At 70.3% G+C, this 24,949-nt stretch carries 19 protein-coding genes; 11 read left to right on the top strand and 8 right to left on the bottom strand.

The window, feature by feature from the left end; translation table 11 throughout:
• Nucleotides 1-35 precede the first annotated feature (35 nt).
• From ACIRVK_RS22730 to ACIRVK_RS22705, 6 genes are all read left to right on the top strand, one after another.
• On the top strand, nucleotides 36-2,990 hold the full coding sequence (locus ACIRVK_RS22730) for a M14 family zinc carboxypeptidase (protein ID WP_404249758.1): 2,955 nt from the start codon (nucleotides 36-38) through the stop codon (nucleotides 2,988-2,990).
• Nucleotides 2,991-3,218: 228 nt separating this feature from the next.
• Complete coding sequence (gap, locus tag ACIRVK_RS22725; protein ID WP_133042677.1) at nucleotides 3,219-4,226, top strand: type I glyceraldehyde-3-phosphate dehydrogenase; 1,008 nt, start codon at nucleotides 3,219-3,221, stop codon at nucleotides 4,224-4,226.
• Nucleotides 4,227-4,351: 125 nt separating this feature from the next.
• Entirely contained in the window at nucleotides 4,352-5,563 is a 1,212-nt protein-coding gene (locus ACIRVK_RS22720) for a phosphoglycerate kinase (protein ID WP_404249756.1), read from the top strand.
• A gap of 7 nt (nucleotides 5,564-5,570) precedes the next feature.
• Nucleotides 5,571-6,347 (top strand): triose-phosphate isomerase, encoded by a 777-nt coding sequence (tpiA, locus tag ACIRVK_RS22715; protein ID WP_404249754.1) that lies wholly within the window; start codon nucleotides 5,571-5,573, stop codon nucleotides 6,345-6,347.
• 94 nt (nucleotides 6,348-6,441) lie between these two features.
• Nucleotides 6,442-6,675, top strand: coding sequence for a preprotein translocase subunit SecG (secG, locus tag ACIRVK_RS22710; RefSeq protein ID WP_404249928.1), 234 nt, complete (start codon nucleotides 6,442-6,444; stop codon nucleotides 6,673-6,675).
• A gap of 227 nt (nucleotides 6,676-6,902) precedes the next feature.
• Entirely contained in the window at nucleotides 6,903-7,238 is a 336-nt protein-coding gene (locus ACIRVK_RS22705; RefSeq protein WP_003976875.1) for an RNA polymerase-binding protein RbpA, read from the top strand.
• Nucleotides 7,239-7,409: 171 nt separating this feature from the next.
• Here the strand turns inward: ACIRVK_RS22705 and ACIRVK_RS22700 are convergent, their stop codons facing one another.
• The 3 genes from ACIRVK_RS22700 to ACIRVK_RS22690 are packed head-to-tail and all read right to left on the bottom strand — an operon-like array spanning nucleotide 7,410 to nucleotide 11,013.
• Nucleotides 7,410-9,692 carry an ABC transporter permease gene (locus ACIRVK_RS22700; protein WP_404249752.1) on the bottom strand — a complete coding sequence of 761 codons (2,283 nt, stop codon included), beginning with the start codon at nucleotides 9,690-9,692 and terminating at the stop codon, nucleotides 7,410-7,412.
• A 59-nt stretch (nucleotides 9,693-9,751) separates the two neighbouring features.
• Nucleotides 9,752-10,501 (bottom strand): ABC transporter ATP-binding protein, encoded by a 750-nt coding sequence (locus tag ACIRVK_RS22695; protein ID WP_404249750.1) that lies wholly within the window; start codon nucleotides 10,499-10,501, stop codon nucleotides 9,752-9,754.
• Nucleotides 10,498-11,013: a PadR family transcriptional regulator gene (locus ACIRVK_RS22690; protein ID WP_404249748.1), complete on the bottom strand. Its 516-nt coding sequence runs from the start codon at nucleotides 11,011-11,013 to the stop codon at nucleotides 10,498-10,500. Before ACIRVK_RS22690 ends, ACIRVK_RS22695 begins: the two co-directional genes overlap by 4 nt.
• 298 nt (nucleotides 11,014-11,311) lie before the next feature.
• On the opposite strand from ACIRVK_RS22690, the gene ACIRVK_RS22685 reads away from it, so the two are divergent.
• From ACIRVK_RS22685 to ACIRVK_RS22665, 5 genes are all read left to right on the top strand, one after another.
• Entirely contained in the window at nucleotides 11,312-12,583 is a 1,272-nt protein-coding gene (locus ACIRVK_RS22685; RefSeq protein WP_404249746.1) for an ABC transporter substrate-binding protein, read from the top strand.
• 149 nt (nucleotides 12,584-12,732) lie between these two features.
• A complete protein-coding gene (locus ACIRVK_RS22680) occupies nucleotides 12,733-14,343 on the top strand; it encodes an alpha-amylase family glycosyl hydrolase (RefSeq protein ID WP_404249744.1) in 1,611 nt (536 codons plus the stop codon).
• 39 nt (nucleotides 14,344-14,382) lie between these two features.
• Nucleotides 14,383-15,711 carry an ABC transporter substrate-binding protein gene (locus tag ACIRVK_RS22675; protein WP_404249742.1) on the top strand — a complete coding sequence of 443 codons (1,329 nt, stop codon included), beginning with the start codon at nucleotides 14,383-14,385 and terminating at the stop codon, nucleotides 15,709-15,711.
• Nucleotides 15,712-15,717: 6 nt separating this feature from the next.
• A complete protein-coding gene (locus ACIRVK_RS22670; protein WP_404249740.1) occupies nucleotides 15,718-17,076 on the top strand; it encodes a carbohydrate ABC transporter permease in 1,359 nt (452 codons plus the stop codon).
• Nucleotides 17,073-17,912: a carbohydrate ABC transporter permease gene (locus ACIRVK_RS22665; RefSeq protein WP_404249738.1), complete on the top strand. Its 840-nt coding sequence runs from the start codon at nucleotides 17,073-17,075 to the stop codon at nucleotides 17,910-17,912. Before ACIRVK_RS22670 ends, ACIRVK_RS22665 begins: the two co-directional genes overlap by 4 nt.
• A 38-nt stretch (nucleotides 17,913-17,950) precedes the next feature.
• Here the strand turns inward: ACIRVK_RS22665 and pgl are convergent, their stop codons facing one another.
• The 5 genes from pgl to tkt are packed head-to-tail and all read right to left on the bottom strand — an operon-like array spanning nucleotide 17,951 to nucleotide 24,635.
• On the bottom strand, nucleotides 17,951-18,733 hold the full coding sequence (pgl, locus tag ACIRVK_RS22660; protein ID WP_404249736.1) for a 6-phosphogluconolactonase: 783 nt from the start codon (nucleotides 18,731-18,733) through the stop codon (nucleotides 17,951-17,953).
• Nucleotides 18,730-19,857, bottom strand: coding sequence for a glucose-6-phosphate dehydrogenase assembly protein OpcA (gene opcA, locus ACIRVK_RS22655; protein WP_404249734.1), 1,128 nt, complete (start codon nucleotides 19,855-19,857; stop codon nucleotides 18,730-18,732). Before opcA ends, pgl begins: the two co-directional genes overlap by 4 nt.
• Nucleotides 19,854-21,377: a glucose-6-phosphate dehydrogenase gene (gene zwf / locus ACIRVK_RS22650; protein ID WP_404249732.1), complete on the bottom strand. Its 1,524-nt coding sequence runs from the start codon at nucleotides 21,375-21,377 to the stop codon at nucleotides 19,854-19,856. Before zwf ends, opcA begins: the two co-directional genes overlap by 4 nt.
• Before the next feature lie 3 nt (nucleotides 21,378-21,380).
• Complete coding sequence (tal, locus tag ACIRVK_RS22645; protein WP_404249730.1) at nucleotides 21,381-22,499, bottom strand: transaldolase; 1,119 nt, start codon at nucleotides 22,497-22,499, stop codon at nucleotides 21,381-21,383.
• A gap of 33 nt (nucleotides 22,500-22,532) precedes the next feature.
• Nucleotides 22,533-24,635 (bottom strand): transketolase, encoded by a 2,103-nt coding sequence (tkt, locus tag ACIRVK_RS22640; protein ID WP_404249728.1) that lies wholly within the window; start codon nucleotides 24,633-24,635, stop codon nucleotides 22,533-22,535.
• Nucleotides 24,636-24,949 lie beyond the last annotated feature (314 nt).

The raw sequence follows: 24,949 nt of genomic DNA, 5'->3' as shown, positions 1-24,949 counted from the left end.
TTCGTCGGCGTGACGAAACACGGCTAGGGGGGTTCATGAGACACAGAGCGAGATCGATCCTCGCTGTCGGCGCGCTCCTGATCGGCGGAGCGAGCCTCGCGCCCATCGCCCAGGCACAGAACGGACCGTCACAGGGCTCCGACCCCAACGAGGTCGACGTCTACCGCGCGGACGTCACCGCCCGGCAGGTACCCCTGCTGCTGGCGGCCGGGCAGGACGGCCAGGAACTCGCCGAGCAGGTCCCCACGAAGGGCACCGCCTCGGTCGAGCTCTACCTCACCCGTGAGCAGGCCCACAAGCTCGAGAAGCAGGGCGTCGACCTCACCGAGCACACACTTTCGGCCAAGGCGGAGAAGCGGGTCGAGAACGCGGCCCAGGGCGTGTTCCGCCCGTACAGCGGAAGCGGTGGGCTCAAGGAGGAGATCGTCCGCACCGGGCAGCGGAACCCCGGGCTGACCAAGGTCGTCTCCATCGGCAGGACGATCAACGGCCAGGACATCCTCGCGCTCAAACTGACCAAGAACGCGAAGAAAACGAAGGACGGCTCGAAACCCTCCGTGCTGTACCTGTCCAACCAGCACGCGCGCGAGTGGATCACGCCGGAGATGACCCGCCGGCTGATGCACTACTACTTGGACCACTACAAGACCGACAAGCGCATCAGAAGGATCGTCGACACGACCGAACTCTGGTTCGTCATCTCGGCCAACCCCGACGGCTACGACTACACCTTCAAGAACTCCACCACCCGCCTGTGGCGCAAGAACCTGCGGGACGTCAACGGCGACGGCGTCATCTCCACCGGGGACGGCGTCGACCTCAACCGCAACTTCCCCTACAAGTGGGGCTACGACGACGAGGGTTCCTCCCCGAACCCCACCAGCGAGACCTACCGCGGCGCGAGCCCGGCCTCCGAACCCGAGACCAGGGCGATCGACGCCTTCGAGAAGCGCATCCGCTTCTCCTACGGCGTCAACTACCACTCCGCCGCCCAACTCCTCCTCTACGGCGTCGGCTGGCAGGTCGCCACCCCCACCCCCGACGACGTCGTCTACAAGGCACTCGCCGGCTCCCCGGACCACTCCGCGATCCCCGGCTACCGCCCGCAGGTCTCCTCGGAGCTGTACACCACCAACGGCGAGGCGGACGGCCACGCCGCCAACGTCAACGGCATGTCGATGTTCACCCCCGAGATGTCGACCTGCCAGACGGCGTCGAACCTCGACCCGAACGACCAGTGGAACGCCGCCGACTGCCAGTCCGTCTTCAACTTCCCGGACGACGAACACCTGATCCAGCAGGAGTTCGAGAAGAACGTCCCGTTCGCCCTCTCGGTCGCCGAGACCGCCGCCCACCCCGACACACCGTCCTCCTCGCTCGGTCTGACGGCCGCCGACTTCACCCCGGCGACGTTCTCCACGTCGTACTCCCGCGGCGCCGACCAGGAGGTCTCCGTCGTGGTCCGCAAGGCGATCCGCGACAAGGAGCTCGACTACCGCGTCAACGGCGGCCGAACGAAGCACCGGCCGCTGCGGGCCTGGAAGGGCGGCGAGACCTACGGCGGCCAGGACAACCTGCACTTCGACGAGTACCGGGCCAAGGTCGGCGACGGCAGCCCGGGCGACAAGGTCGAGGTGTGGTTCACCGGCCGGTCCGGAGCCGGCAAGAAGGTCTCCAGCGAGCACTTCACGTACACCGTCGCCCAGCGGGCGCAGGCCGACACCCTCGTCGTCGCCGAGGAGGGAGCCGCCGCCACGCAGGCGCAGACCTACGTGGACGCGCTGAAGGCCAACGGACACAAGGCCGTCGTCTGGGACGTCGCCACCCAGGGCGCGCCCGACGCGCTCGGGGTGCTGAAGCACTTCAGGACCGTCGTCCACTACACCGGTGCGAGCGCCCCCGGCAACGCCACCCAGCTCCAGTTGCGCGCCTACCTCAACGAGGGCGGCAAGCTGATCGAGGCAGGCGAGCAGGCCGGCGGCGACGTCGACCTCGGCGGCGGCACCCTGTCCGACGACTTCAGCCAGTACTACCTGGGCGCCTACTCCCGTACGTCGACACCGGGCGCCACCGGCTTCACCGGTTCCGGCGAACTCGGCGGCTTCAGCGGGGCCCTGGGCGCCGCGCCCGGAAACCCGCTCGACAAGGCCGGCACCTACGCCGTCACCTCCGACTCGCTGCCCGCCGACAAGTACCCGCAGTTCGCGAGCGCCGGCGCGGGCCAGTTCGCCGGCACCGTCAACCCGTACGGGCCCTACGCGGGCTCCTACATGGCGGCCGCCGTGCACACCGACGACGCGTACAAGCGCCTCACCCGCACCATCGACCTCACCGGGGTGTCGGCGGCCGACAAACCCGCCCTGCGCAGCCGGCTGCTGTGGGACACCGAGCCCGGCTACGACCACGTCATCGTCGAGGCCCACACCACCGGCGCGGACGACTGGACGACGCTCCCGGAGGCGGGCGGCGCGACCAGCAAGGCCGTGCCGTCCGACTGCGAGGCGGGCTTCCTGGTCAACGAGCACCCGTGGCTCAGGCACTACCTGACCGTGGCGAGCAGCGGCTGTACCGCGACCGGAACCAGCGGCTCCTGGAACAGCCTGACCGGCGCCTCCAACGGCTGGCAGCAGGTCGAGTACGGACTGAGCGCCTACGCAGGCAAGTCGGTCGAGGTCTCCATCAGCTACGTCAGCGATCCCGGGACCGGCGGCCACGGAGTGCTCGCCGACGAGGCCTCGCTCGTCCTCGACGGCACGGCGACACAGACCGAGGGATTCGAGACCTCGCTCGGTGCCTGGCACGTCCCCGGACCGCCCGCGGGCAGCCCGGCCGTGCTCGACGACTGGCAGCGCACCGGAGCCCTGTTCAAGACGTACGGCGCCGTCACCACCGACCGGACGGTGCTGCTGGGCTTCGGCCTGGAGCACGTCGGCGCGGCGGCGGACCGTGCCGCACTCGTCAAGAAGGCGCTCGCCGCTCTGGGAAGGTGAACAGCCTGGTCAACGATGACTAGCTCTCCGTAGTCAAAAAGAGTGACCAGAACTTTCGAGCCGGGCGGTCCGTACCCCTACTGGCGGGTACGGACCGCCTGCCCGTGTATGCGGCATCTCGATGTCACCGCGGGGCCCTCAGGGAGGTAGGGTCGGGGGTGGTCGGGGACATCCCAAACAGAGCTCGCCGGCACCGCATGGCCGGCGTACCAACGAGGAGATCGGTTCGTGACGATCCGCGTAGGCATCAACGGCTTCGGTCGTATCGGTCGCAACTACTTCCGCGCGCTGCTGGAGCAGGGTGCTGACATCGAGATCGTGGCTGTCAACGACCTGGGTGACACCGCGACCACCGCTCACCTGCTCAAGTACGACACCATCCTGGGCCGCCTCAAGGCCGAGGTGTCGCACACCGCCGACACCATCACCGTCGACGGAAAGACCATCAAGGTCCTGTCCGAGCGCAACCCCGCCGACATCCCGTGGGGCGAGCTGGGCGCCGACATCGTCATCGAGTCCACCGGCATCTTCACGAAGAAGGAAGACGCCGCGAAGCACATCGCGGGCGGCGCCAAGAAGGTCATCATCTCGGCCCCGGCCAAGGATGAGGACATCACCATCGTGATGGGCGTCAACCAGGACAAGTACGACCCGGCGAACCACCACGTCATCTCCAACGCCTCCTGCACCACCAACTGTGTGGCGCCGATGGCGAAGGTCCTCGACGAGAACTTCGGCATCGTCAAGGGCCTGATGACGACGGTGCACGCGTACACCAACGACCAGCGCATCCTGGACTTCCCGCACAAGGACCTGCGTCGCGCTCGTGCCGCCGCCGAGAACATCATCCCGACCACCACGGGTGCCGCGAAGGCCACCGCGCTGGTCCTCCCGCAGCTCAAGGGCAAGCTGGACGGCATCGCCATGCGTGTCCCGGTCCCGACCGGCTCGGCCACCGACCTCGTCGTGGAGCTGTCCCGCGAGGTCACCAAGGACGAGGTCAACGCCGCCTTCAAGAAGGCCGCCGAGGGCGAACTGCAGGGCTACCTGACCTACACCGAGGACGAGATCGTCTCCTCGGACATCGTCAGCGACCCGTCGTCCTGCACCTTCGACTCCTCCCTGACCATGGTCCAGGAGGGCACCTCGGTGAAGATCCTCGGCTGGTACGACAACGAGTGGGGCTACTCCAACCGCCTCGTCGACCTCACGGTCTTCGTCGGCAACCAGCTCTGATCCCCAGAGCAGGCACTTTGCTGTGAGAGCAGGGCTCGGGCGGCGCAGGGACGCGCCGCCCGGGCCCTGACTCACGTACAGAACAGCTCTCGTACGATCAGAGCAGCCCTCACCAGGAGTCCCTCATGAAGACGATCGACGAACTTCTCGCCGAAGGCGTGGACAACAAGCGGGTCTTCGTCCGCGCCGACCTGAACGTGCCGCTCGCCGACGGCCTCATCACCGACGACGGCCGCATCCGCGCCGTCCTGCCCACCGTCAAGGCCCTCGCCGAGGCGGGCGCCAAGGTGGTGGTCGCCTCGCACCTGGGCCGCCCCAAGGGTGCCCCGGACCCCGCCTTCTCGCTGCTGCCCGCCGCCGAGCGGCTCGCCGAACTCCTCGGTGCCCCGGTCGCCTTCGCCCAGGACACCGTCGGCCCCGCCGCCCACGACGCGGTGAACGGCCTGCAGCCCGGCCAGGTCGCGGTCATCGAGAACCTGCGCTTCAACGCCGGCGAGACCGCCAAGGACGACACCGGGCGCGGCGAGTTCGCCGACCAGCTCGCGGCCCTCGCGGACGTGTACGTCGGCGACGGCTTCGGCGCGGTGCACCGGCGGCACGCCTCCGTGTACGACCTGCCGGCCCGGCTGCCGCACTACGCCGGGTACCTCATCGCCACCGAGGTCGGCGTCCTGAAGAAGCTCACCGAGGACGTCAAGCGCCCCTACGTGGTCGTGCTCGGCGGCGCCAAGGTCTCCGACAAGCTCGCCGTCATCGACGAGCTGCTCGGCAAGGCCGACCGGCTGCTCATCGGCGGCGGCATGATGTACACCTTCCTCAAGGCCAAGGGCCACGAGATCGGCAAGTCCCTCGTCCAGGAGGACCAGATCCCCGCGGTCCTCGAGTACATCGAGCGGGCCGAGAAGACCGGCGTCGAGCTGGTCCTGCCCGTCGACGCGCTGGTCGGCCCCGCCTTCCCGGACCTGAAGGCCAAGGCCGCCACGAACCCCGCCACCGTCGCCGCGGACGCCGTGCCCGCCGACCAGATGGGCCTGGACATCGGTCCGGAGACCCGCAAGCTGTACACCTCGAAGATCATCGACGCGGCCACCGTCTTCTGGAACGGCCCGATGGGCGTCTTCGAGCACCCCGATTTCGCCGAGGGCACCAAGGCGGTCGCCCAGGCCCTCCTCGACTCCCCGGCCTTCACGGTCGTCGGCGGCGGCGACTCCGCCGCGGCCGTCCGCCTCCTGGGCTTCGACGAGACCGCGTTCGGACACATCTCGACCGGTGGCGGCGCCTCCCTCGAATACCTCGAGGGCAAGACGCTCCCCGGCCTCGCCGCACTGGAGGACTGACCCCGCTATGACCACTCGCACGCCGATCATGGCGGGCAACTGGAAGATGAACCTCAACCACCTCGAGGCCATCGCGCACGTCCAGAAGCTCGCCTTCGCCCTGGCCGACAAGGACTACGAGGCCGTCGAGGTCGCCGTCCTGCCGCCCTTCACCGACCTGCGCTCCGTGCAGACCCTGGTCGACGGCGACAAGCTCCGGATCAAGTACGGCGCCCAGGACATCTCGCAGCACGACTCCGGCGCCTACACCGGCGAGATCTCCGGGCCGATGCTGGCCAAGCTGAAGTGCACCTACGTGGTCGTCGGCCACTCCGAGCGCCGCCAGTACCACAACGAGACCGACGAGATCGTCAATGCCAAGGTCAAGGCGGCCTACAAGCACGGCCTCACCCCGATCCTGTGCGTCGGCGAGGAGCTGGACGTGCGCGAGGCGGGCAACCACGTCGCGCACACGCTCGCCCAGGTCGAGGGCGGCCTCAAGGACCTCCCGGCGGAGCAGGCCGAGTCCGTCGTGATCGCCTACGAGCCCGTGTGGGCCATCGGCACCGGCAAGGTCTGCGGCGCCGAGGACGCGCAGGAGGTCTGCGCCGCCATCCGCGCCAAGCTCGCCGAGCTGTACACGCAGGAGCTGGCCGACCAGGTCCGCGTCCAGTACGGCGGTTCCGTGAAGTCCGGCAACGTCGCCGAGATCATGGCACAGGCCGACATCGACGGGGCGCTGGTGGGCGGCGCGTCGCTCGACGCCGACGAGTTCGTCAAGATCGTGCGCTTCCGTGACCAGTGAGTAGGCCCTAGGCGCGATCCGTCGTACCCTTGCGGGGTCCAGCACTGTGCCGGACCCCGCGTCGTCCATCGAGTCCGAGGAAGTTGGTCCAGCCGTGGTTTTGGGGTTCTCGATCGCCCTGATCGTCTTCAGCCTGCTGCTGATGCTGCTGGTGCTGATGCACAAGGGGAAGGGCGGCGGCCTGTCCGACATGTTCGGTGGCGGCATGCAGTCGTCCGTCGGTGGGTCCTCGGTCGCCGAGCGCAACCTCGACCGCATCACCCTGGTGATCGGTCTGCTGTGGTTCGCGTGCATTGTCGTCCTCGGCATCATCATGAAGTCGTCGTGAAGACGAACAGCTGAGCGGCAACACGCACACAGCACTTCCATTCCGCACGTAAGGCCCCATGTTCGGTACGCGCAGCTGAGCGCGGCCTATCATGGGGCTTGCGTCTAGGTGTGGGGCTTGTAACTCCAACCACTGGACGTGCGTTGGGCCTTACGTAGACTGAGGCGCTCGCAACGAAGCGACACGCCGACTCGCTTCGCGGCACCATCACGCAGGGAGTTACGACCGTGGCAAGTGGCAACGCGATCCGAGGAAGCCGGGTCGGGGCGGGGCCGATGGGCGAGGCCGAGCGCGGCGAGTCCGCGCCGCGTCTGCGCATCTCCTTCTGGTGCTCCAACGGGCATGAGACGCAGCCCAGCTTCGCCAGCGACGCGCAGGTTCCCGAGACCTGGGACTGCCCGCGCTGCGGCTTCCCGGCCGGTCAGGACCGGGACAACCCGCCGGACCCGCCGCGCACCGAGCCCTACAAGACGCACCTCGCGTACGTCCGGGAGCGGCGCAGCGACGCGGACGGCGAGGCGATCCTCGCCGAGGCGCTCGCCAAACTGCGGGGCGAGATCTAGGAGTTGACGGCCGGCCGGGCACCCTGTGGGTGACTGGCCGGAGCTGTCCCAGGACCGGTTGTCAGTGGTGCCCGCTACGGTTTGTGCGAGTGCGAATCGCGCTGACCGAAGGCGTGGAGGTACTGGCCTGCCAAGTACCGGGAGCTGCGCGGCCGGTGGTGAGGCGGTCGCTCAGGCCACCGCGGTCAACGTGTCCGCCAGCCGTCGGCGGGCCGCGCGGGCGGCGGGAACGGCGGCGAGCGCGGCCGCGCCCAGCACCGCCGCCACCGCGAACAGGACCAGCAGCGCCGGCGACGGGCTCTGCGCGATCCCGGCGCCGATGCCGCTCGATCTGCCCTGGCTGTCGATCAGCCAGTGCGCGAGGGGCGTGCCGAGGGCCGTGCCGACGACGACCGCGGCCAGGGCGGTGCAGCCGGTGGCCGTGACGGTGACGGAGGTGATCTGGCGCGGGGACAGGCCGATGGCCTTGAGGGCCAGCAGATCGCGTTCGCCCTCCCGGACCATGCCGCCGATCGCGGTCAGCAGCTCGACGATCCCGATGAGGGCGAGGACGCCGATCAGCCCGAGGACGACCGAGCGCAACGGCGAGAGTCCGTCGGCCGGGTTGGCGACCGCGTGCACCTCCAGATGCCCGCGCCCGGCACCGGCCAGCCGTCCGGCGACCGTGTGCGGATCGGTGCCGGGGCGCAGGCGCAGCTGGTAGAGGGTCGGGGTGAGGTGCGGGTCGTTCCCGCGGAGGGTGTCGAGGGAGGTGGAGATGACCCGGCCGGCGTTCTCCGGTTCGATGCTGCGACCCACGATGTGCAGGATCTGCGGCTGGTCGCCCACGGTCATGCGCACCCAGTCGCCGACCCGGACGTCCAGCAGGTCGAGCAGGCCCTGCCCGGCCACCGCCTCGTCGCCGCCGCGTGCCGGGCGGCCCTCGGCGAGGGTGTAGGGATACGGCTCCTGCCGGGTGCCGAAGCCGCGCAGGGCGATCGTGGCGGTCTGGCCGGGGACCAGCGCGGCCACCTCCACCCCCGGGTAGACGGCGGCGACCTGCGGATCGCGGGCCAGCAGCGCGCGGGCGGCCCGGTCGTCGAGGCCCGCGTCCGTGTGCACGGACAGCGCGGCGGGCAGCCCGATCCGCTCGGGCCGGTTCTGCGCCCGGTCGATGGTGGTCCAGGCGCTCATCGCCACCACGATCAGCAGCAGCGGCAGGGCAAGCCGGGTGATGGTCGCAAGCGAGCGGACCCGGCGGGTGAACGCCGTCCGCCAGCCCAGGATCAGCGCGGGTGGCAGCCGCACCCCGAGCGCCCACCGTGCCGCCCCCGACAGACGCCCGCCGCGGGAGACCGGGGGCCGCGGTACCGGTACGGGCGGTACCCGCCCCGCTCGCCAGGCCGCCAGGCCCGTCGTCGCGCCGATGAACAGGACGGCGCCCGCCGGTATCGCCGCCAGGGCCGGGGTGTGCCCCGGCAGGCCCTGCCAGACGCCGACCGCGTCGCCGAGGCGGCCCGGGACACGGCTGCCCAGGGCCTGCGTCAGCGCCGCCGCGCCGACGGCGCCGAGCAGTGCGTACGCGACGTGCTGGAAGAGGAACACCCGCACGACCTGGGCCGGCGTGAAGCCGATCGCCTTGAGGACCGAGATGTCACGGAGGTGCCCCCGGATACGGGTGGCGATCGCGCCGTGCACCGCGAGTCCGGCCGCGATCAGCGCACCCAGGCCGAACAGGCCCAGCACCTGGCCGAGCAGCCGGTTGTCGCCCTGGGCCTCGGCGCGGGCCTGCTTCCAGGTGGACACCCCGCCGATGGCGCCGGCGCCGAGGACGGTGACGGCACGCTGGACGACGTAGTCGGTGTCCTCGGGGTCGGTCAGGCGCAGGCCGATGACCTGGCCGGTGGGGTGCGGTACGGCGGAGGGCAGGGCCCAGACCAGGCCGGGCTGCTCGCCGGGGCGGTAGCGGGGCTCCGCGCTGTCGGCCACGCCCAGGACGGTCACCGTGCGTGCCGCGCCCGGCAGGGTCAGCCGGTCGCCCGGCACCGCGAGCAGGGCACGGGCCAGACGGCTCTCCAGGACGACGCCGTCGGGGGTGGCGGGGTCGAGCCAGCGGCCGGCGGTGAGCAGCGGGCGGCCGACGGTGGGGCGGTCCGGCGTCACGCGAAGCTCGGCGGCGGCGCGGGTGCCGCGGGAGACGAGGGTGGTGGCGGCGGTGGGATAGGGGCCGGCGACGGATTCGACCCCGTCAAGGCCCGACAGTGCGCGCACGTCGGCGGACGGGCCCGTGTGGATCCAGACGTGGGCACCACGCGCCTGGGTGAAGACACGCTGCCAGGGGTTGGTCGCGTACCCGAACAGAGCCGTCGCCAGCAGCAGCGACACGACGATCCCCGCGGTCGCGAGCACCAGGAACAAGGCCTCACCGCGATGTGTCCGCAGATCCGAATGCGCCCAGCGCAGAGTCGCCCGCACGAGATCAGCTCCCCGCGCCCTGGGCGTCCGCGCGCTCACCGTCGTCGTACGTCCGCATGTCAGTCCTTGAACTCCAGTACCCCGGAGATGCCGGTCCGGCGGGACAGCGTGTCGTCCAGGTCCGCGTCGTCGGCTATGCGGCCGTCGAAGAAGCTGATCACCCGGTCCGCGGCGCTCGCGAGCCGGGCGTCATGGGTGACCAGAACGATCGTCTGGCCCCGGCGGTGGAAGCGGGACAGCAGCCGCATCACCTCGCGGGTGCCCTTGCTGTCGAGGCTGCCGGCGGGCTCGTCCGCGAGCAGCAGCGGAGGGTGGTTGACCAGGGCCCTGGCCAGCGCGACCCGCTGCTGCTCACCGCCGGACAGCTCACCGGGCAGGCTCCGCTCCTTGCCCGCGAGCCCCAGCTCGTCCAGCAGCCCCTCCCGCTCGGCGCGCGCCCGTTTCGGCGGCACCCCGGCGAGCAGCGCCGGCAGCTCCACGTTGTCGGCGACCGACAGGTTGGAGACCAGGTTGAAGAACTGGAAGACGATCCCGATCCCTTTCCTGCGCTCCACCGCCCAGCGCGCCTCGCTCCACCCGTCCGCGCACGCCCCGTCCAGCCACACGCTGCCGGCGTCGGGCCGCTGCAGCCCGCCCAGCAGATGCAGCAGGGTCGACTTGCCGGCGCCGGAGGGCCCGGTGACGGCCACGAACTCGCCTCGCGTCACCACCAGGTCGACCCCGCGCACCGCGTGCGCCGGGGCACCCTCGCCGTGATGCGTCTTGACCAGGCCCTCGGCGCGCAGCACGGGAGCGGGACGCTCGCTCATTCCAGCTCCTCCAGCTCTTCCTGGCACCGCTCCAGCCAGTCGAGGTCGGCCTGCAGGTGCAGCATCGCGCCCTCGATCAGCAACTGGGCGACACGGTTGTCCCGGTCCTCGGCGGCGGCCAGCTTCGACAACTGCCGCATGGTGTTCAGATACTGTCGCCGCTGCTTGTTGATCAGGGCGATCTGGTCGGCGAGACCCGTCTGCGGAGCGAGCGCCAATTTCATGAAGAACTCGTCCCGCACCCGCGGCTCGTCCTCGGGCTCCTCGAACCACACACGCAGTGCGGCCCGCCCGGCCTCGGTGAGGTGGTAGACCTTCTTGTTGGGCCGGCTGGACTGCTCGACGTCCTCGCCCTCGATCAGTCCCTGCTTCTCGAGACGGCCGAGGGTCACGTAGATCTGGCCGACGTTCGGCTGAGGGTACGCGGAGCCCAGCAGTTGCTCAAGGTCCTGCTTCAGCTCGTAGCCATGGGCCGGACCGCGCGCGAGAAGTGCCAGGAGAGGCAGGCGCACTACCGCAGTCCTCCCGTCCGCCTAATGTGGGCCAGACCCCTAGGGCCTGCCGTCAGTCTCCCGCCTGCCCGGCGGTGTCTGGCACGCGCGCTCGCCGCGTTGCCGAACCGCCCACGTGGCTCCGCCACAAGAGCGCTCCGGCGCCTAGCGATCGCACGCACCAGACACCGCCGGGCCCGCCCTTCGGGCGGACGACGGGAGATTGACGCCAGGCCCTAGTATCGCCCATACCTAACAGGTATACATGGCCTCTGACTCCGGACGAAGGTGACCGGTGCAGGTGTGCAAGGAGGAACCTATGCGGTGGATACACGCCGCCGGTAGGGGGCTCCTCGTCCTGGTCGTGATCCTCGCCGGTTACGTCACCTCGGGCGCCCGTGCCGACGAGGGGGCCGGCAGCGGTCGCGGCCCCCTCACCCTCGCGACCGCCGGTGACCTGACCGGCTATCTCGGCCCCCTCCTGGAGGGCTGGAACCGCACCCACCCCGGCGAGAAGGTCACCCTCGTCGAGCTCCCGGACTCCGCCGACGAGACCCACGCCCAGATGACCACCGACCTGCGCGACGGCGACCGCAGCCGCTTCGACGTCCTCAACATCGACGTCAGCTGGACCTCGGAGTTCGCGGCGGCGGGCTGGATCCGACCGCTGCCCCGCGACCGCTTCCCCCTCGACACCTTCCTCAAGCCGGTGGTCAGGACCGCCACCTACGACGGACGGCTGTACGCCGTCCCCTACGTCACCAACGCCGGCCTCCTCCTCTACCGCAAGGACGTCCTCGCCAAGGAGGGCGTCCCGCCGCCGCGCACCTGGGCCGAGCTGGAACACGACGCGAGGACCATCGCCCCGAAGTACGGACTCGGCGGCTACGCCGGGCAGTTCCTGCCGTACGAGGGCCTGACCGTCAACGCAGCCGAGGCCGTCTACTCGGCGGGCGGCACGATCCTCGGCGACGAGGGTGCCCGCGTCACCGTCGACTCGGCGGCGGCCAGGGAGGGGATCGGGTTCCTGGCGCGCGGGGTGCGCGAGGGCTGGATCCCCCGGGCGGCGCTCGGCTACAAGGAGGAGGAGTCCAAGCGGGCCTTCCAGGACGGCAGGCTGCTCTTCCTGCGCAACTGGCCCTACGCCTACGTCCTCGCCTCCGCCAAGGGCTCCCCGGTCGCCGGGAAGATCGGCGCCGTGCCGCTGCCCGGACCGCACGGCCCCGGCACCAGCGTCCTCGGCGGTTCCAATCTCGCCGTCAACACCCGTGCCCGGCACCCCGATTCGGCCGCGCGACTGATCGCCTACCTCACGAGCGAGCCGGTCCAGCGCCAGGTCCTCACCCGCGGCGCGCTGCCGCCCGTGCGGGCCGCGCTGTACGACGATCCCGGTCTGGTACGCCGGTTTCCGTACCTCCCCACCCTGCGCGCGAGCGTGATCTCCGCGATGCCGCGCCCCAAGAGCCCGCGCTACGACCAGGTCAGCCTGGTCGTGCAGGCGGTCGTGCACGACGCGCTGACCGGGCAGCAGACGCCCGCGGCGGCGGTGCGGCGTCTCGCGCGGGAGCTGGCCGCGATCCCGGGTCGCTAGGCAGCTCTCGATAGTTACTCGTTAAGTAACGCGCTGGTCTCTCTTGCGCCCGTTCTTGTCTCATAAATCGCCATATTAAGGGCTGACTCGACGGTAGCTTCCTGCTCGTTCATTGACACCTTCTCGACACGCCTACCTAACATGCATGCATGCTGAGTAAGTACCGCTGGTGGCGGGACGCGGTGATCTATCAGGTGTACGTCCGCAGCTTCCTGGACAGCACCGGTGACGGCGTCGGCGATCTCGCCGGGGTCCGGGCGGGGCTGCCGTACCTGAAGAAGCTGGGCGTCGACGGGATCTGGCTGAGCCCCTTCTACCCGTCCCCGCAGCACGACCACGGCTACGACGTCGCCGACTACTGCGACGTCGACCCGCTCTTCGGCGACCTCGCCGAGTTCGACCTGCTGATGGCGGCCGCCCGGCGGCTCGGCGTCAAGGTGCTGCTCGACATCGTCCCCAACCACTGCTCCAGCGAGCACCCGTGGTTCCAGGAGGCGCTGGCGGCCGGACCCGGCAGCCCGGCCCGGGCCCGGTTCCACTTCGCCGACGGACACGGCCCGGACGGTGCCGAACCGCCCAACAACTGGCACTCCATGTTCGGCGGCCCCGCCTGGACGAGGGTCGGCGACGGCCAGTGGTACCTGCACATGTTCGCGTCCGAGCAGCCCGACTGGAACTGGCGCAACCCCGAGATCGGCGCCGAGTTCGACCGGGTGCTGCGCTTCTGGCTGGACCGGGGGATCGACGGCTTCCGCATCGACGTGGCGGCCGGCCTCTACAAGCACCCGGACCTGCCCGACTCGGACGACCCCGAGGCCGACGCCCGCACCCGCGACTCGGTCAACCCGCTGGCCTGGAACCAGCCCGAGGTGCACGACGTGTGGCGGCGCTGGCGGGCCACCTGCGAGGAGTACACCGCCCGCGACGGACGCGAGCGGCTGCTGGTCGGCGAGGTGTCCGTCCCGACCGCCCGCGAACACGCCCGGTACGTCCGCCCCGACGAGCTCCACCAGGCCTTCTTCTTCGACCTGCTCAGCGCCCCCTGGGACCCCGACGCCTTCCGCAAGGTCATCTCGGAGGCCATGCAGGACATCGCCGGCACGGGCTCCACGGTCACCTGGGTCCTCAACAACCACGACCAGGTGCGCACGGTGACGCGGTACGGCGAACCCGCCACCGAGGGCAGCGGACTCGGCGCCGCCCGCGCCCGCGCCGCCGCGCTGCTGATGCTGGCGCTGCCCGGAGCCGCGTACATCTACCAGGGCGAGGAACTCGGGCTGCCCGAGGTCGTCGACCTGCCCGACGACGTGCTGACCGACCCGATCTTCCGGCGCACGGGCAGTCGCGCCAGGATCCGCGACGGCTGCCGGGTCCCGCTGCCCTGGTCCGGACAGGCCTCGCCCTTCGGCTTCACCTCCGGTGCCGAGAGCGCGCGGCCGTGGCTGCCGCAGCCGGAGTACTTCGCCGAGTACGCCACCGACCGTGCCCTCGCCGACACCCGCTCCTTCTGGCACCTGTACCGGGACGGCCTCCAACTCCGCGCCGCACTACCGCAGTTGGGCGAGGGGGCGCTGCGGTGGCTGGACACCCCGCCGGGTGTCCTCGGTTTCGTCCGCGGCGACGGACTCGTGTGCGCGGTCAACTTCGGGACGGCGCCCACGCCTTCGCCGGTCTCCGGCACCCCCCTGCTGTCCAGCGGCCCGTGCCCGGCCGGGGTGCTCCCCGGCTCCACGGCCGCCTGGTGGATCAGCGATCTCTGATCACCCGTCACCTCCCCACCCCCTGAAGGGACATCAACGATGATGCGACGACGCACGACCCTGCTCACCGGCTGTACCGCCCTCGCCCTGGCCCTCGGCGCGACCGCCTGCGGAGGCGGCGGACCGGTCACCGCGGGCGGCGGCGACAAGGCACTGAACGGACAGACGGTCACCGTTGCCGGTGTCTGGACCGGCAGCGAGCAGAAGAACTTCCAGAAGGTGCTGGACGCGTTCACCGCGAAGACCGGCGCCAAGACCGCGTTCGTGTCGACGGGGGACAACGTCTCCACCGTCGTCGGCAGCAAGATCGAGGGCGGCAACGCTCCCGACGTGGTGATGGTCCCGCAGGTCGGTGTGTTGCAGCAGTTCGCGAAGAAGGGCTGGCTCACCCCGCTGTCGGCCACCACCGAGAAGGCGGTGGACGCCGGTTACGCCCCCGTCTGGAAGAAGTACGGCAGCGTCGCCGGCCGTCTGTACGGCCTCTACTTCAAGGCCGCCCACAAGTCGACCGTCTGGTACAGCCCCGCCGCCCTCGACCAGGCCGGCGTCAAGCCGCCGAAGACGTACGACGAGATGCTGAAGGACGGCCACACCCTCTCCGACTCCGGGCTCGCCGCCTTCTCCGTCGCCGGCGAGGACGGCTGGACCCTCACCGACTGGTTCGAGAACATCTACCTCTCCCAGGCGGGCCCCCAGAAGTACGACGCCCTCGCCGCCCACACGCTGAAGTGGACCGACGCGAGCGTGGTCAAGGCACTCGGCACGCTCGGCAGGCTGTTCAAGGACAGGCAGCTGATCGCGGGCGGCCAGAAGGAGGCCCTCAACACCGACTTCCCGGGCTCGGTGGAGAAGGTGTTCGGGCCCAAGCCCGAGGCGGGCATGGTCTACGAGGGCGACTTCGTCGCCGGGGTGGCCCACGACCAGTTCGGCAGGAGCATCGGCAAGGACGCGGACTTCTTCCCGTTCCCCGCCGTCGACGGCGGTTCGGCGCCGGTGGTCAGCGGCGGCGACGCGGCGGTGGTGCTGAAGGACGGCAAGAACGCCAAGGCCGGCATGAAGCTCCTCGAGTACCTGGCGACCCCCGAGGCGGCGGCGGTGTGGGCGAAGGCGGGCGGCTTCCTGTCCCCGAACAAGAAGCTCGACCCGAGCGCCTACGCCGACGACGTCACCCGCGCGACCGCCAAGTCCCTCGTCGGCGCCGGTGACTCGGTCCGCTTCGACATGTCCGACCAGGCGCCGGCCGCGTTCGGCGGCACCAAGGGCGCGGGCGAGTGGAAACTGCTGCAGGACTTCCTGCGCGACCCGTCCGACCCGAAGGGCACCGCGGCCAAGCTGGAAGCCGCGGCGGCCAAGGCGTACAAGGGCTGACGGGCCGTGACCGCGACCTTGGTGAACGAGACGAGGCCGCCCGGGACAGGGCTCGTCGAACGTGCCCGGAGATCCCGGCGGCGGGCCCGGATCGTCGCCCTGCTGTTCGTCTTCCCCGCGCTGCTCCTGCTCGGCGCGCTCGTCGTCTACCCGGTGCTGTTCTCGATCGGCCGCAGCTTCTTCGACGCGTCCGGCACGCGGTTCGTGGGCGGTGAGAACTACACCGAGATGTTCCGCGACCCGGCGACCCTCAAGGCCGTGCGGAACACGGTCATCTGGGTCGTCGTCGCGCCCGCGTTGCTGACCGGCCTCGGTCTGATCCTCGCCGTGCTGGTGGAGAAGGTGCGCTGGGCGACCGCCTTCAAGCTGTTGCTCTTCATGCCGATGGCCGTGTCCTTCCTGGCCGCCGGAATCATCTTCCGGCTCGCCTACGACGAGGACCCGCACCAGGGCGTGCTGAACGCTGCCGTGGTCGGGATGCACGACGCCTTCAAGGGCACGTCGGCCTATCCGACCGCCCGGGCCCGGGCGGGATTCGGCCTGGCCAAGGGAGCAGACGGCTCGTACCGCACGAACTCCACCGTCTCACCGGGGAGTTCGGTGACGCTCGGGCTGGTGGGCGTCGCGCCCAAGGACCTGCCGAAGGGAGCGGAGCCCGCCTACCCGGCCGCGCACCGCAGCGCGGGCGCCGACGAGGTGCGCGGGGTCGTCTACCTGGACTTCACGCCCGGTGGGGGAGGGGTACGGGGGAAGGTCGACCCGCGGGAGAGCGGGCTGCCCCGGATGCGGGTCGAGGCCGTGCGGGACGGCGGCACGGTCGCCGCCACGACGACCGCGGCCGACGGCTCCTTCCGCTTCACGGGGCTCAAGCCCGGCTCGTACACGGTGAAGTTGCCGGCCTCCAACTTCGCGCAGCCGTACCAGGGAGTCTCCTGGCTCGGTCCCGCGCTCGTCACGCCGGCGATCATCGGGGCGTACGTCTGGATCTGGACGGGCTTCGCGATGGTGCTGATCGGGGCGGGGCTGGCCACCCTGCCCCGGGACGCGCTGGAGGCGGCGCGGATGGACGGCGCGAACGAGTGGCAGATCTTCCGCCGCATCACGGTCCCGCTCCTGGCCCCGGTGCTGACGGTGGTCTTCGTGACCCTCGTGATCAACGTGATGAAGGTCTTCGACCTCGTCTACATCATCGCGCCGGGGCCGGTGCAGGAGGACGCGACCGTGCTGGCCACACAGATGTGGCTGGTGTCCTTCGGCGGCGGCAACAACCAGGGCCTGGGCAGCGCGCTGGGCGTCCTGCTCCTCCTGCTGGTGGTCCCCGCCATGGTCTTCAACGTCCGTCGTTTCCGAAGGAGTCAGCGATGAACGCGGTACGCCGAGTCCTCGGCAGCGGGCTGGTGCAGGCCTTCCTCGTCCTGATCGGCCTGGTGTGGCTGACCCCGCTCGCGGGACTGTTCCTGTCCTCGCTGCGGTCGTCCGGGGACTCGGCGAGCAGCGGCTGGTGGACGGCGTTCACCAGCCCCGGCCAGTTGTCCTTCGACAACTACTCGGCGCTGCTGAAGAACGCGGGCATCACGCAGGCCTTCTGGAACACGGTGCTGATCTCGGTGCCGGCCACGACGCTGGTCGTCGTCCTCGCCGCACTGGCCGGATACGCCTTCGCCTGGCTGGACTTCCCCGGCCGCGAGGCCGTCTTCCTGGTCGTCGTGGCCCTGTTGGTGGTGCCGGTGCAGATCGGCCTGCTGCCGGTGGCCAAACTCTTCGGCGAACTGGGTCTGTTCGGCACCATCCCCGGGGTCGTCCTCTTCCACGTGGCCTACGGCCTGCCGTTCGCCGTGTTCCTCCTGCGCAACTACTTCGCCGAGATGCCGAAGGAGATGCTGGAGGCCGCCCGCATGGACGGCGGCAGCGAATGGCGCATCTTCACGCGGCTGGTGCTGCCCGTGGGGCGCCCCGCCATCGCCTCGCTGGCCATCTTCCAGTTCCTCTGGGTGTGGAACGACATGCTGGTCGCCCTGCTGTTCGCGGACAGCTCGTCACAGCCGCTGACGGTGGAACTCCAGTCGCAGATCCGGCAGTTCGGCAGCAACATCGACGTCCTGGCACCGGGGGCGTTCGTGTCGCTGGTGGTCCCGCTGGTGGTGTTCTTCGCGTTCCAGCGGCACTTCGTGCAGGGCGTGATGGCCGGGTCCGTGAAATGAGACGGTGGGGGCTCCCGAAGGGACCCCCCACCGCACGCTCACGGCGAGGCCGGTGGATACAGCGAGCGGGGCAGTTGCGAGGCCGCCGCGTCGTCCAGCAGCCACAGGGTGCGCTGCCTGCCCTGGGCGCCCGCCGCCGGGGCCTGGATCTCGCCCGCGCCGGACAGGGCGATCGCCGCCGCCTCCGCCTTGTCCTCACCGGCCGCCAGCAGCCAGACCTCGCGGGCCGCGCGGATGGCGGGGAGGGTCAGGGTGACCCGGGTCGGTGGGGGCTTGGGAGCGCCGTGGACGCCCACCACCGTGCGCTCCGTCTCGCGGACCGCGGGCAGCTCCGGGAAGAGCGAGGCTACATGGGTGTCCGGGCCCACGCCCAGCATCAGGACGTCGAAGGTGGGCACCGACCCATGGTTCTCGGGACCGGCCGCACGCGCCAGTTCCTGCGCGTAGCCCTCCGCCGCCGCCTCCACGTCCGTGCCGTACGGGCCGTCGGACGCCGGCATGGCGTGCACGCGCTTCGGGTCCAGCGGGACGGCGTCGAGCAGGGCCTCGCGGGCCTGGGTGACGTTGCGCTCCGGGTCGCCCTCGGGCAGGAAGCGCTCGTCGCCCCACCACAGGTCCAGACGCGCCCAGTCGATCGCGTCCCGGGCCGGGGCGGCCGCGAGCGCCGCCAGCAGGCCGTTGCCGTTGCGGCCGCCCGTGAGGACCACGGACGCGTAGCCGCGGGAGGCCTGCGCGTCCACGATCTTCGTGATCAGGCGGGCCGCGGCGGCCTGCGCCATCAGTTCCTTGTCGTGATGCACGACCAGCTGCGGAGTGCTCACTTCGCCGCCGCCTTCTTGGACTGCTGCTTCACCGGTTCCGGCGCCGCCGCCTGTGCCGCGGGAGCTTTCGCAGCGTCCTCGACAGGCGTTTCGACGGCGACAGGCTCGTCGGCCGATCCTCCGGCGACGTCTCCTGCGGTGACCTGTTCTCCCGCGCTGACCGGTTCTCCTTTGGGAGCCGGTTCCTGAAAGGAGGGGCCCTCGTTCAGCCGGTCCACCCCGAACCGCAGTGCCGAGGCGTATGTGTCGTCCGGGTCCAGCCGCCGCAGCTCCTCCGCGATCAGCTCGGCCGTCTCGCGCCGCTTCAGCGCCACCGCCCGGTTCGGCTGGCCCTGGATGGAGAGGGTCGCCAGGGAACCGTCCGGTCGGTCCAGGGTGATCGGGCCGCCGTCGGTGTGCATGCGGACCGCCGTCAGGCCGGGGCCCGAGGACAGCGACCGCTTCACCGGCACGTCCAGCCGGTCCGCCAGCCACATCGCCAGCAGCTCGCAGCTCGGGTTGAACTCCTCGCCCTCCACCTCGACGGCCTCCACCGTGCAGGTGACCTGGTCGAGAGCGGCCGCCAGCATGGAACGCCAGGGCGTTATGCGGGTCCAGGAGAGGTCGGTGTCGCCGGGGGTGTAGGTGTCGGCGCGCGCCGTGAGCTCCCGTACCGGCTGCTCGGCGGCGTACGTGTCGGTCACCCGGCGCTGGGCGAGGGCGCCCAGGGGGTCGTTCGCCGGGTCGAGCGGCGCGTTCACCGGCCACCAGACGACGACGGGCGCGTCCGGCAGCAGCAGGGGCAGGACCACCGACTGGGCGTGGTCCACGATCTCGCCGTACAGGCGCAGCACGACGGTCTCACCCGTCCCCGCGTCCGCGCCCACCCGGACCTCCGCGTCCAGGCGGGACGACGTGCGGTCGCGGGGCGAGCGGGAGACCCGCCTGATGACGACGAGCGTGCGCGATGGATGCTCGCGCGAGGCGTCGTTCGCCGCCTTCAGAGCGTCGTACGCGTTCTCCTCGTCCGTCACGATGACCAGCGTGAGCACCATGCCGACGGCCGGCGTGCCGATGGCCCGCCGGCCCTGCACCAGCGCCTTGTTGATCTTGCTGGCCGTGGTGTCCGTGAGGTCTATCTTCATGGCCGGCGCCAGCTCCGTCCCTCTCGTGCGAGCATTTCGTCCGCCTCGACGGGGCCCCAGGTACCGGCCGGGTACTGGGCGGGCTTGCCGTTGGAGTCCCAGTACTGCTCGATCGGGTCGAGGATCTTCCAGGACAGCTCGACCTCCTCGGTGCGTGGGAAGAGGTTCGAGTCGCCGAGCAGGACGTCCAGGATCAGCCGCTCGTACGCCTCCGGACTCGACTCGGTGAAGGACTCGCCGTACGCGAAGTCCATCGACACGTCCCGGATCTCCATGGACGTGCCCGGCACCTTGGAACCGAAGCGGACCGTCACGCCCTCGTCCGGCTGGACGCGGATGACGATCGCGTTCTTGCCCAGCTCCTCCGTCGCCGTGTGGTCGAACGGGGAGTGCGGGGCCCGCTGGAAGACGACCGCGATCTCGGTGACCCGGCGGCCCAGCCGCTTGCCGGTCCTCAGATAGAACGGGACGCCAGCCCAGCGGCGGTTGTCCACCTCGAGCTTGATCGCCGCGTACGTGTCGGTCTTGGAGTTGGCGTCGATGCCCTCCTCCTGGAGGTACCCGACCGCCTTCTCGCCGCCCTGCCAGCCCTCCGCGTACTGTCCGCGCACGGTGCTGCGGCCCAGGTCCTTGGGCAGCCGCACGGCCCCGAGCACCTTGGTCTTCTCGGCGGCCAGCGCGTCCGCGTCGAAGGAGGCGGGCTCCTCCATGGCCGTCAGCGCCATCAGCTGGAGCAGATGGTTCTGGATGACGTCACGGGCGGCGCCGATGCCGTCGTAGTAGCCGGCCCGGCCGCCGATGCCGATGTCCTCGGCCATGGTGATCTGCACGTGGTCCACGAAGGACCGGTTCCAGATCGGCTCGAACATCGTGTTGGCGAAGCGCAGCGCCAGGATGTTCTGGACGGTCTCCTTGCCCAGGTAGTGGTCGATGCGGAAGACCTGGTGCGAGCCGAAGACCTCGTGGACGACCTTGTTGAGCTCCTCGGCCGACTTCAGGTCGTGGCCGAAGGGCTTCTCGATGACCGCGCGGCGCCAGGAGCCACCGGTCTGGTCGGCCAGCCCGTGCTTCTTCAGCTGCTGGATGACCACGGGGAAGGACCGCGGCGGCACGGACAGGTAGAAGGCGAAGTTGCCGCCCGTGCCCTGCGCCTTGTCCAGTTCCTCGATGGTGCCGCGCAGCCGCTCGAAGGCGTCGTCGTCGTCGAAGGTGCCCTGGACGAAGCGCATCCCCTGGATGAGCTGCTGCCAGACCTCCTCGCGGAACGGCGTGCGCGAGTGCTCCTTGACCGCGTCGTGCACGACCTCGGCGAAGTCCTCGTGCTCCCAGTCGCGGCGGGCGAAGCCCACCAGCGAGAAGCCCGGTGGCAGCAGACCCCGGTTGGCGAGGTCGTACACGGCGGGCATGAGCTTCTTCCGTGACAGATCGCCCGTGACGCCGAAGATGACCAGGCCCGACGGCCCCGCGATACGCGGGAGCCGTCGGTCGGCGGGGTCACGCAGCGGGTTGCTGCTCGACAAAGATCAACCCTCCGAGGGAGCGAGGCGCTCCAGCTCCGCCTCCGTCGACTTGAGCAGGTCGTTCCAGGACGCCTCGAACTTCTCGACGCCCTCGTCCTCCAGGAGCTGCACGACGTCGTCGTAGGAGATCCCGAGCTTCTCGACCGCGTCGAGGTCGGCGCGGGCCTGCTCGTACGTCCCGGCGATCGTGTTGCCGGTGATCGAGCCGCTCTCCTCGGTGGCGTGCAGCGTGGCCTCCGGCATGGTGTTGACCGTGTTCGGCGCCACCAGGTCGTCGACGTAGAGGGTCGGCTTGTACGCCGGGTCCTTGACGCCCGTCGAGGCCCACAGCGGACGCTGCTTGCGGGCGCCCGCGTTCTCCAGCCTGCCCCAGCGGTCCGAGGAGAAGACCTCCTCGTACGCCTGGTAGGCGAGCCGGGCGTTGGCGACGGCGGCCTTGCCGCGCAGCGCCTTGGCCTCGTCGGTGCCGATCCCGTCGAGGCGCTTGTCGACCTCGGTGTCCACGCGGGACACGAAGAAGGACGCCACGGAGTGGATCTTCGACAGGTCCAGGCCGCGCTCCTTGGCCTTCTCCAGGCCGGCCAGGTAGGCGTCCATGACCTCGCGGTAGCGCTCCAGCGAGAAGATCAGCGTGACGTTGACGCTGATGCCGAGGCCGATGACCTCGGTGATCGCCGGGATGCCCGCCCGGGTGGCCGGGATCTTGATGAGGGTGTTGGGCCGGTCGACCAGCCAGGCGAGCTGCTTGGCCTCGGCGACGGTGGCCTTGGTGTCGTGGGCCAGACGCGGGTCGACCTCGATCGACACGCGGCCGTCCTGGCCCTCGGTGGCGTCGAAGACCGGGCGCAGGATGTCGGCGGCGTCGCGGACGTCCGCCGTGGTGATCATGCGGATGGCCTCTTCGACGGTGACCTTGCGGGCGGCGAGGTCCGACAGCTGCTGGTCGTAGCCGTCGCCCTCGGAGATCGCCTTCTGGAAGATCGTCGGGTTGGTGGTGACGCCCACGACGTGCTGCTGGTCGATCAGCTCGGCGAGGTTGCCGGACGTGATCCGCTTGCGCGACAGGTCGTCCAGCCAGATCGCGACGCCCTCCTCGGAGAGGCGCTTGAGTGCGTCTGTCATGGAATTACATCTCCTACGTGTCGTATATGAGCGTCAGCGCTGGGTGGCCACGATGGATTCCCGGGCCTGGGCGGCCACGTTCTCGGCAGTGAAGCCGAACTCGCGGAAGAGGACCTTGCCGTCCGCGGAAGCACCGAAGTGCTCCAGGGAAACGATGCGTCCGGCGTCCCCCACGTACTTGTGCCAGGTGAGCCCGATACCGGCCTCGACCGCGACCCGCGCCCTCACCTGCGGCGGCAGGACGCTGTCCCGGTACCCCTGGTCCTGCTCCTCGAACCACTCCACGGACGGCATGGACACGACCCGCGTCGGCACACCGTCCGCCTGCAACTGCTCACGCGCCTCGACGGCCACGTGCACCTCGGAACCGGTGGCGATGAGGATGACCTGCGGCGCGGCGCTCTGCCCTTCGGGCCCTTCGGCCTCGAACAGGACGTAACCGCCCTTCGCAGCATCGTCGTTGGGCTCGTACGTCGGCACACCCTGACGGGTCAGCGCCAGACCGTGCGGGGCGCCCTTGCCGTAGACCTTGGTGTAGCGGCGCAGGATCTCGCGCCAGGCGATCGCGGTCTCGTTGGCGTCGGCCGGGCGGACCACGTTCAGGCCCGGGATGGCGCGCAGCGAGGCGAGGTGCTCGATGGGCTGGTGGGTGGGGCCGTCCTCGCCGAGGCCGATGGAGTCGTGCGTCCACACGTAGGTCACCGGCAGGTGCATCAGCGCCGAGAGGCGCACGGCGTTGCGCATGTAGTCGGAGAAGACGAGGAACGTGCCGCCGTAGACACGGGTGTTGCCGTGCAGGGTGATGCCGTTCAGCTCCGCGGCCATGGAGTGCTCGCGGATGCCGAAGTGGACGGTGCGGCCGTACGGGTTCGCCTCCGGCAGCGGGTTGTCCGCCGGGAGGAACGACGACGTCTTGTCGATCGTCGTGTTGTTGGAGCCCGCGAGGTCCGCGGAGCCGCCCCACAGCTCGGGGATCACCGCGCCGAGCGCCTGCAGCACCTTGCCGGACGCGGCACGCGTGGCGACGCCCTTGCCGGGCTCGAAGACCGGGATCTTCTCCTCCCAGCCGGCCGGCAGCTCACCCGCGTTGATGCGGTCGAACTCGGCCGCGCGCTCCGGGTTGTTCTGCCGCCACAGCTGGAACGACTTCTCCCACTCGGCCTTCGCCTCACGGCCGCGGTCCAGGGCCTGGCGGGTGTGCTTGAGGACGTCGTCGGAGACCTCGAAGGACTTCTCCGGATCGAAGCCGAGGACGCGCTTGGTGGCCGCGACCTCGTCGTCGCCGAGCGCCGAGCCGTGCGCTGCCTCGGTGTTCTGCGCGTTCGGAGCGGGCCAGGCGATGATCGAGCGCATCGCGATGAAGGACGGCTTGTCCGTCACCTTCTTCGCGGCCTCGATCGCGTTGTAGATCGCGTGCGGGTCGAGGTCGCCGTCCGGCTTCGGCGCGACGCGCTGCACGTGCCAGCCGTAGGCCTCGTAGCGCTTGACGGTGTCCTCGGAGACGGCCGTCTCGGTGTCGCCCTCGATCGAGATGTGGTTGTCGTCCCACAGCAGGATCAGGTTGCCGAGCTTCTGGTGGCCGGCCAGCGAGGACGCCTCTGCGGAGATGCCCTCCTGCAGGCAGCCGTCACCGGCGATCGCGAAGATGAAGTGGTCGAACGGGGACTCGCCCTGCGCCGCCTCGGGGTCGAACAGGCCGCGCTCGTAGCGGGCGGCCATCGCCATGCCCACGGCGTTGGCGACACCCTGGCCCAGCGGGCCGGTCGTCGTCTCGACGCCCTTGGTGTGGCCGTACTCGGGGTGGCCGGGGGTCTTGGAGCCCCAGGTGCGGAACGCCTTGAGGTCGTCCAGCTCCAGGCCGAAGCCGGCCAGGTAGAGCTGGGTGTAGAGGGTCAGGGACGAATGGCCGGCGGACAGCACGAAGCGGTCGCGGGCCACCCAGTCGGGGTCGGCCGGGTCATGCCGCATCACCTTCTGGAAGAGGGTGTAGGCGGCGGGCGCCAGGCTCATCGCCGTACCGGGATGGCCGTTGCCGACCTTCTGTACGGCGTCGGCGGCCAGGACGCGGGCGGTGTCCACGGCCCGCTGGTCCAACTCGGTCCACTCGAGGTCTGTGGTGGTCGGCTTGGTGCTCACCCTGGGTCAGGGCTCCTCTCCACATGTTCGAACGCCGGTGCACTGGACGCCCACCGGCCGTTGTCGAGCCTACCCCCGGAACAAGCGCGTTTTTTCGAGTCATTCCAGACTGCCGGGCCCGCGGGAGATCCGCCTCCCGACTGCGGTGATGCGTATTCGGCAACTGAATACGGAGCCGCTCATCTGACTGCTCAATCGAGCTTCGGTACGACCGATGAGCGGGTCGTGAGCCGCCGTCGGGCGACCCCCGCCAACACGACCCCACCCCCGCGAAGGTCGGGGTATGGGCAACGTCTACAGTGGCGTGGTACGCG

It is taken from the genome of Streptomyces sp. NPDC101152, from assembly GCF_044768275.1.
GTDB lineage: Bacteria > Actinomycetota > Actinomycetes > Streptomycetales > Streptomycetaceae > Streptomyces.
Note: the sequence above shows the minus strand (reverse complement) of the source record. Positions and strands in the feature narration are given on the sequence as shown.

What these genes read in the sequence shown, in the direction of transcription:
- ACIRVK_RS22730 (WP_404249758.1), top strand. Translation starts at nt 36, where the DNA reads ATGAGACACAGAGCGAGATCGATCCTCGCTGTCGGCGCGCTCCTGATC.
- ACIRVK_RS22720 (WP_404249756.1), top strand. Translation starts at nt 4,352, where the DNA reads ATGAAGACGATCGACGAACTTCTCGCCGAAGGCGTGGACAACAAGCGG.
- tpiA (WP_404249754.1), top strand. Translation starts at nt 5,571, where the DNA reads ATGACCACTCGCACGCCGATCATGGCGGGCAACTGGAAGATGAACCTC.
- ACIRVK_RS22695 (WP_404249750.1), bottom strand. Translation starts at nt 10,501, where the DNA reads ATGAGCGAGCGTCCCGCTCCCGTGCTGCGCGCCGAGGGCCTGGTCAAG.
- ACIRVK_RS22685 (WP_404249746.1), top strand. Translation starts at nt 11,312, where the DNA reads ATGCGGTGGATACACGCCGCCGGTAGGGGGCTCCTCGTCCTGGTCGTG.
- ACIRVK_RS22680 (WP_404249744.1), top strand. Translation starts at nt 12,733, where the DNA reads ATGCTGAGTAAGTACCGCTGGTGGCGGGACGCGGTGATCTATCAGGTG.
- ACIRVK_RS22675 (WP_404249742.1), top strand. Translation starts at nt 14,383, where the DNA reads ATGATGCGACGACGCACGACCCTGCTCACCGGCTGTACCGCCCTCGCC.
- ACIRVK_RS22665 (WP_404249738.1), top strand. Translation starts at nt 17,073, where the DNA reads ATGAACGCGGTACGCCGAGTCCTCGGCAGCGGGCTGGTGCAGGCCTTC.
- opcA (WP_404249734.1), bottom strand. Translation starts at nt 19,857, where the DNA reads ATGAAGATAGACCTCACGGACACCACGGCCAGCAAGATCAACAAGGCG.
- tal (WP_404249730.1), bottom strand. Translation starts at nt 22,499, where the DNA reads ATGACAGACGCACTCAAGCGCCTCTCCGAGGAGGGCGTCGCGATCTGG.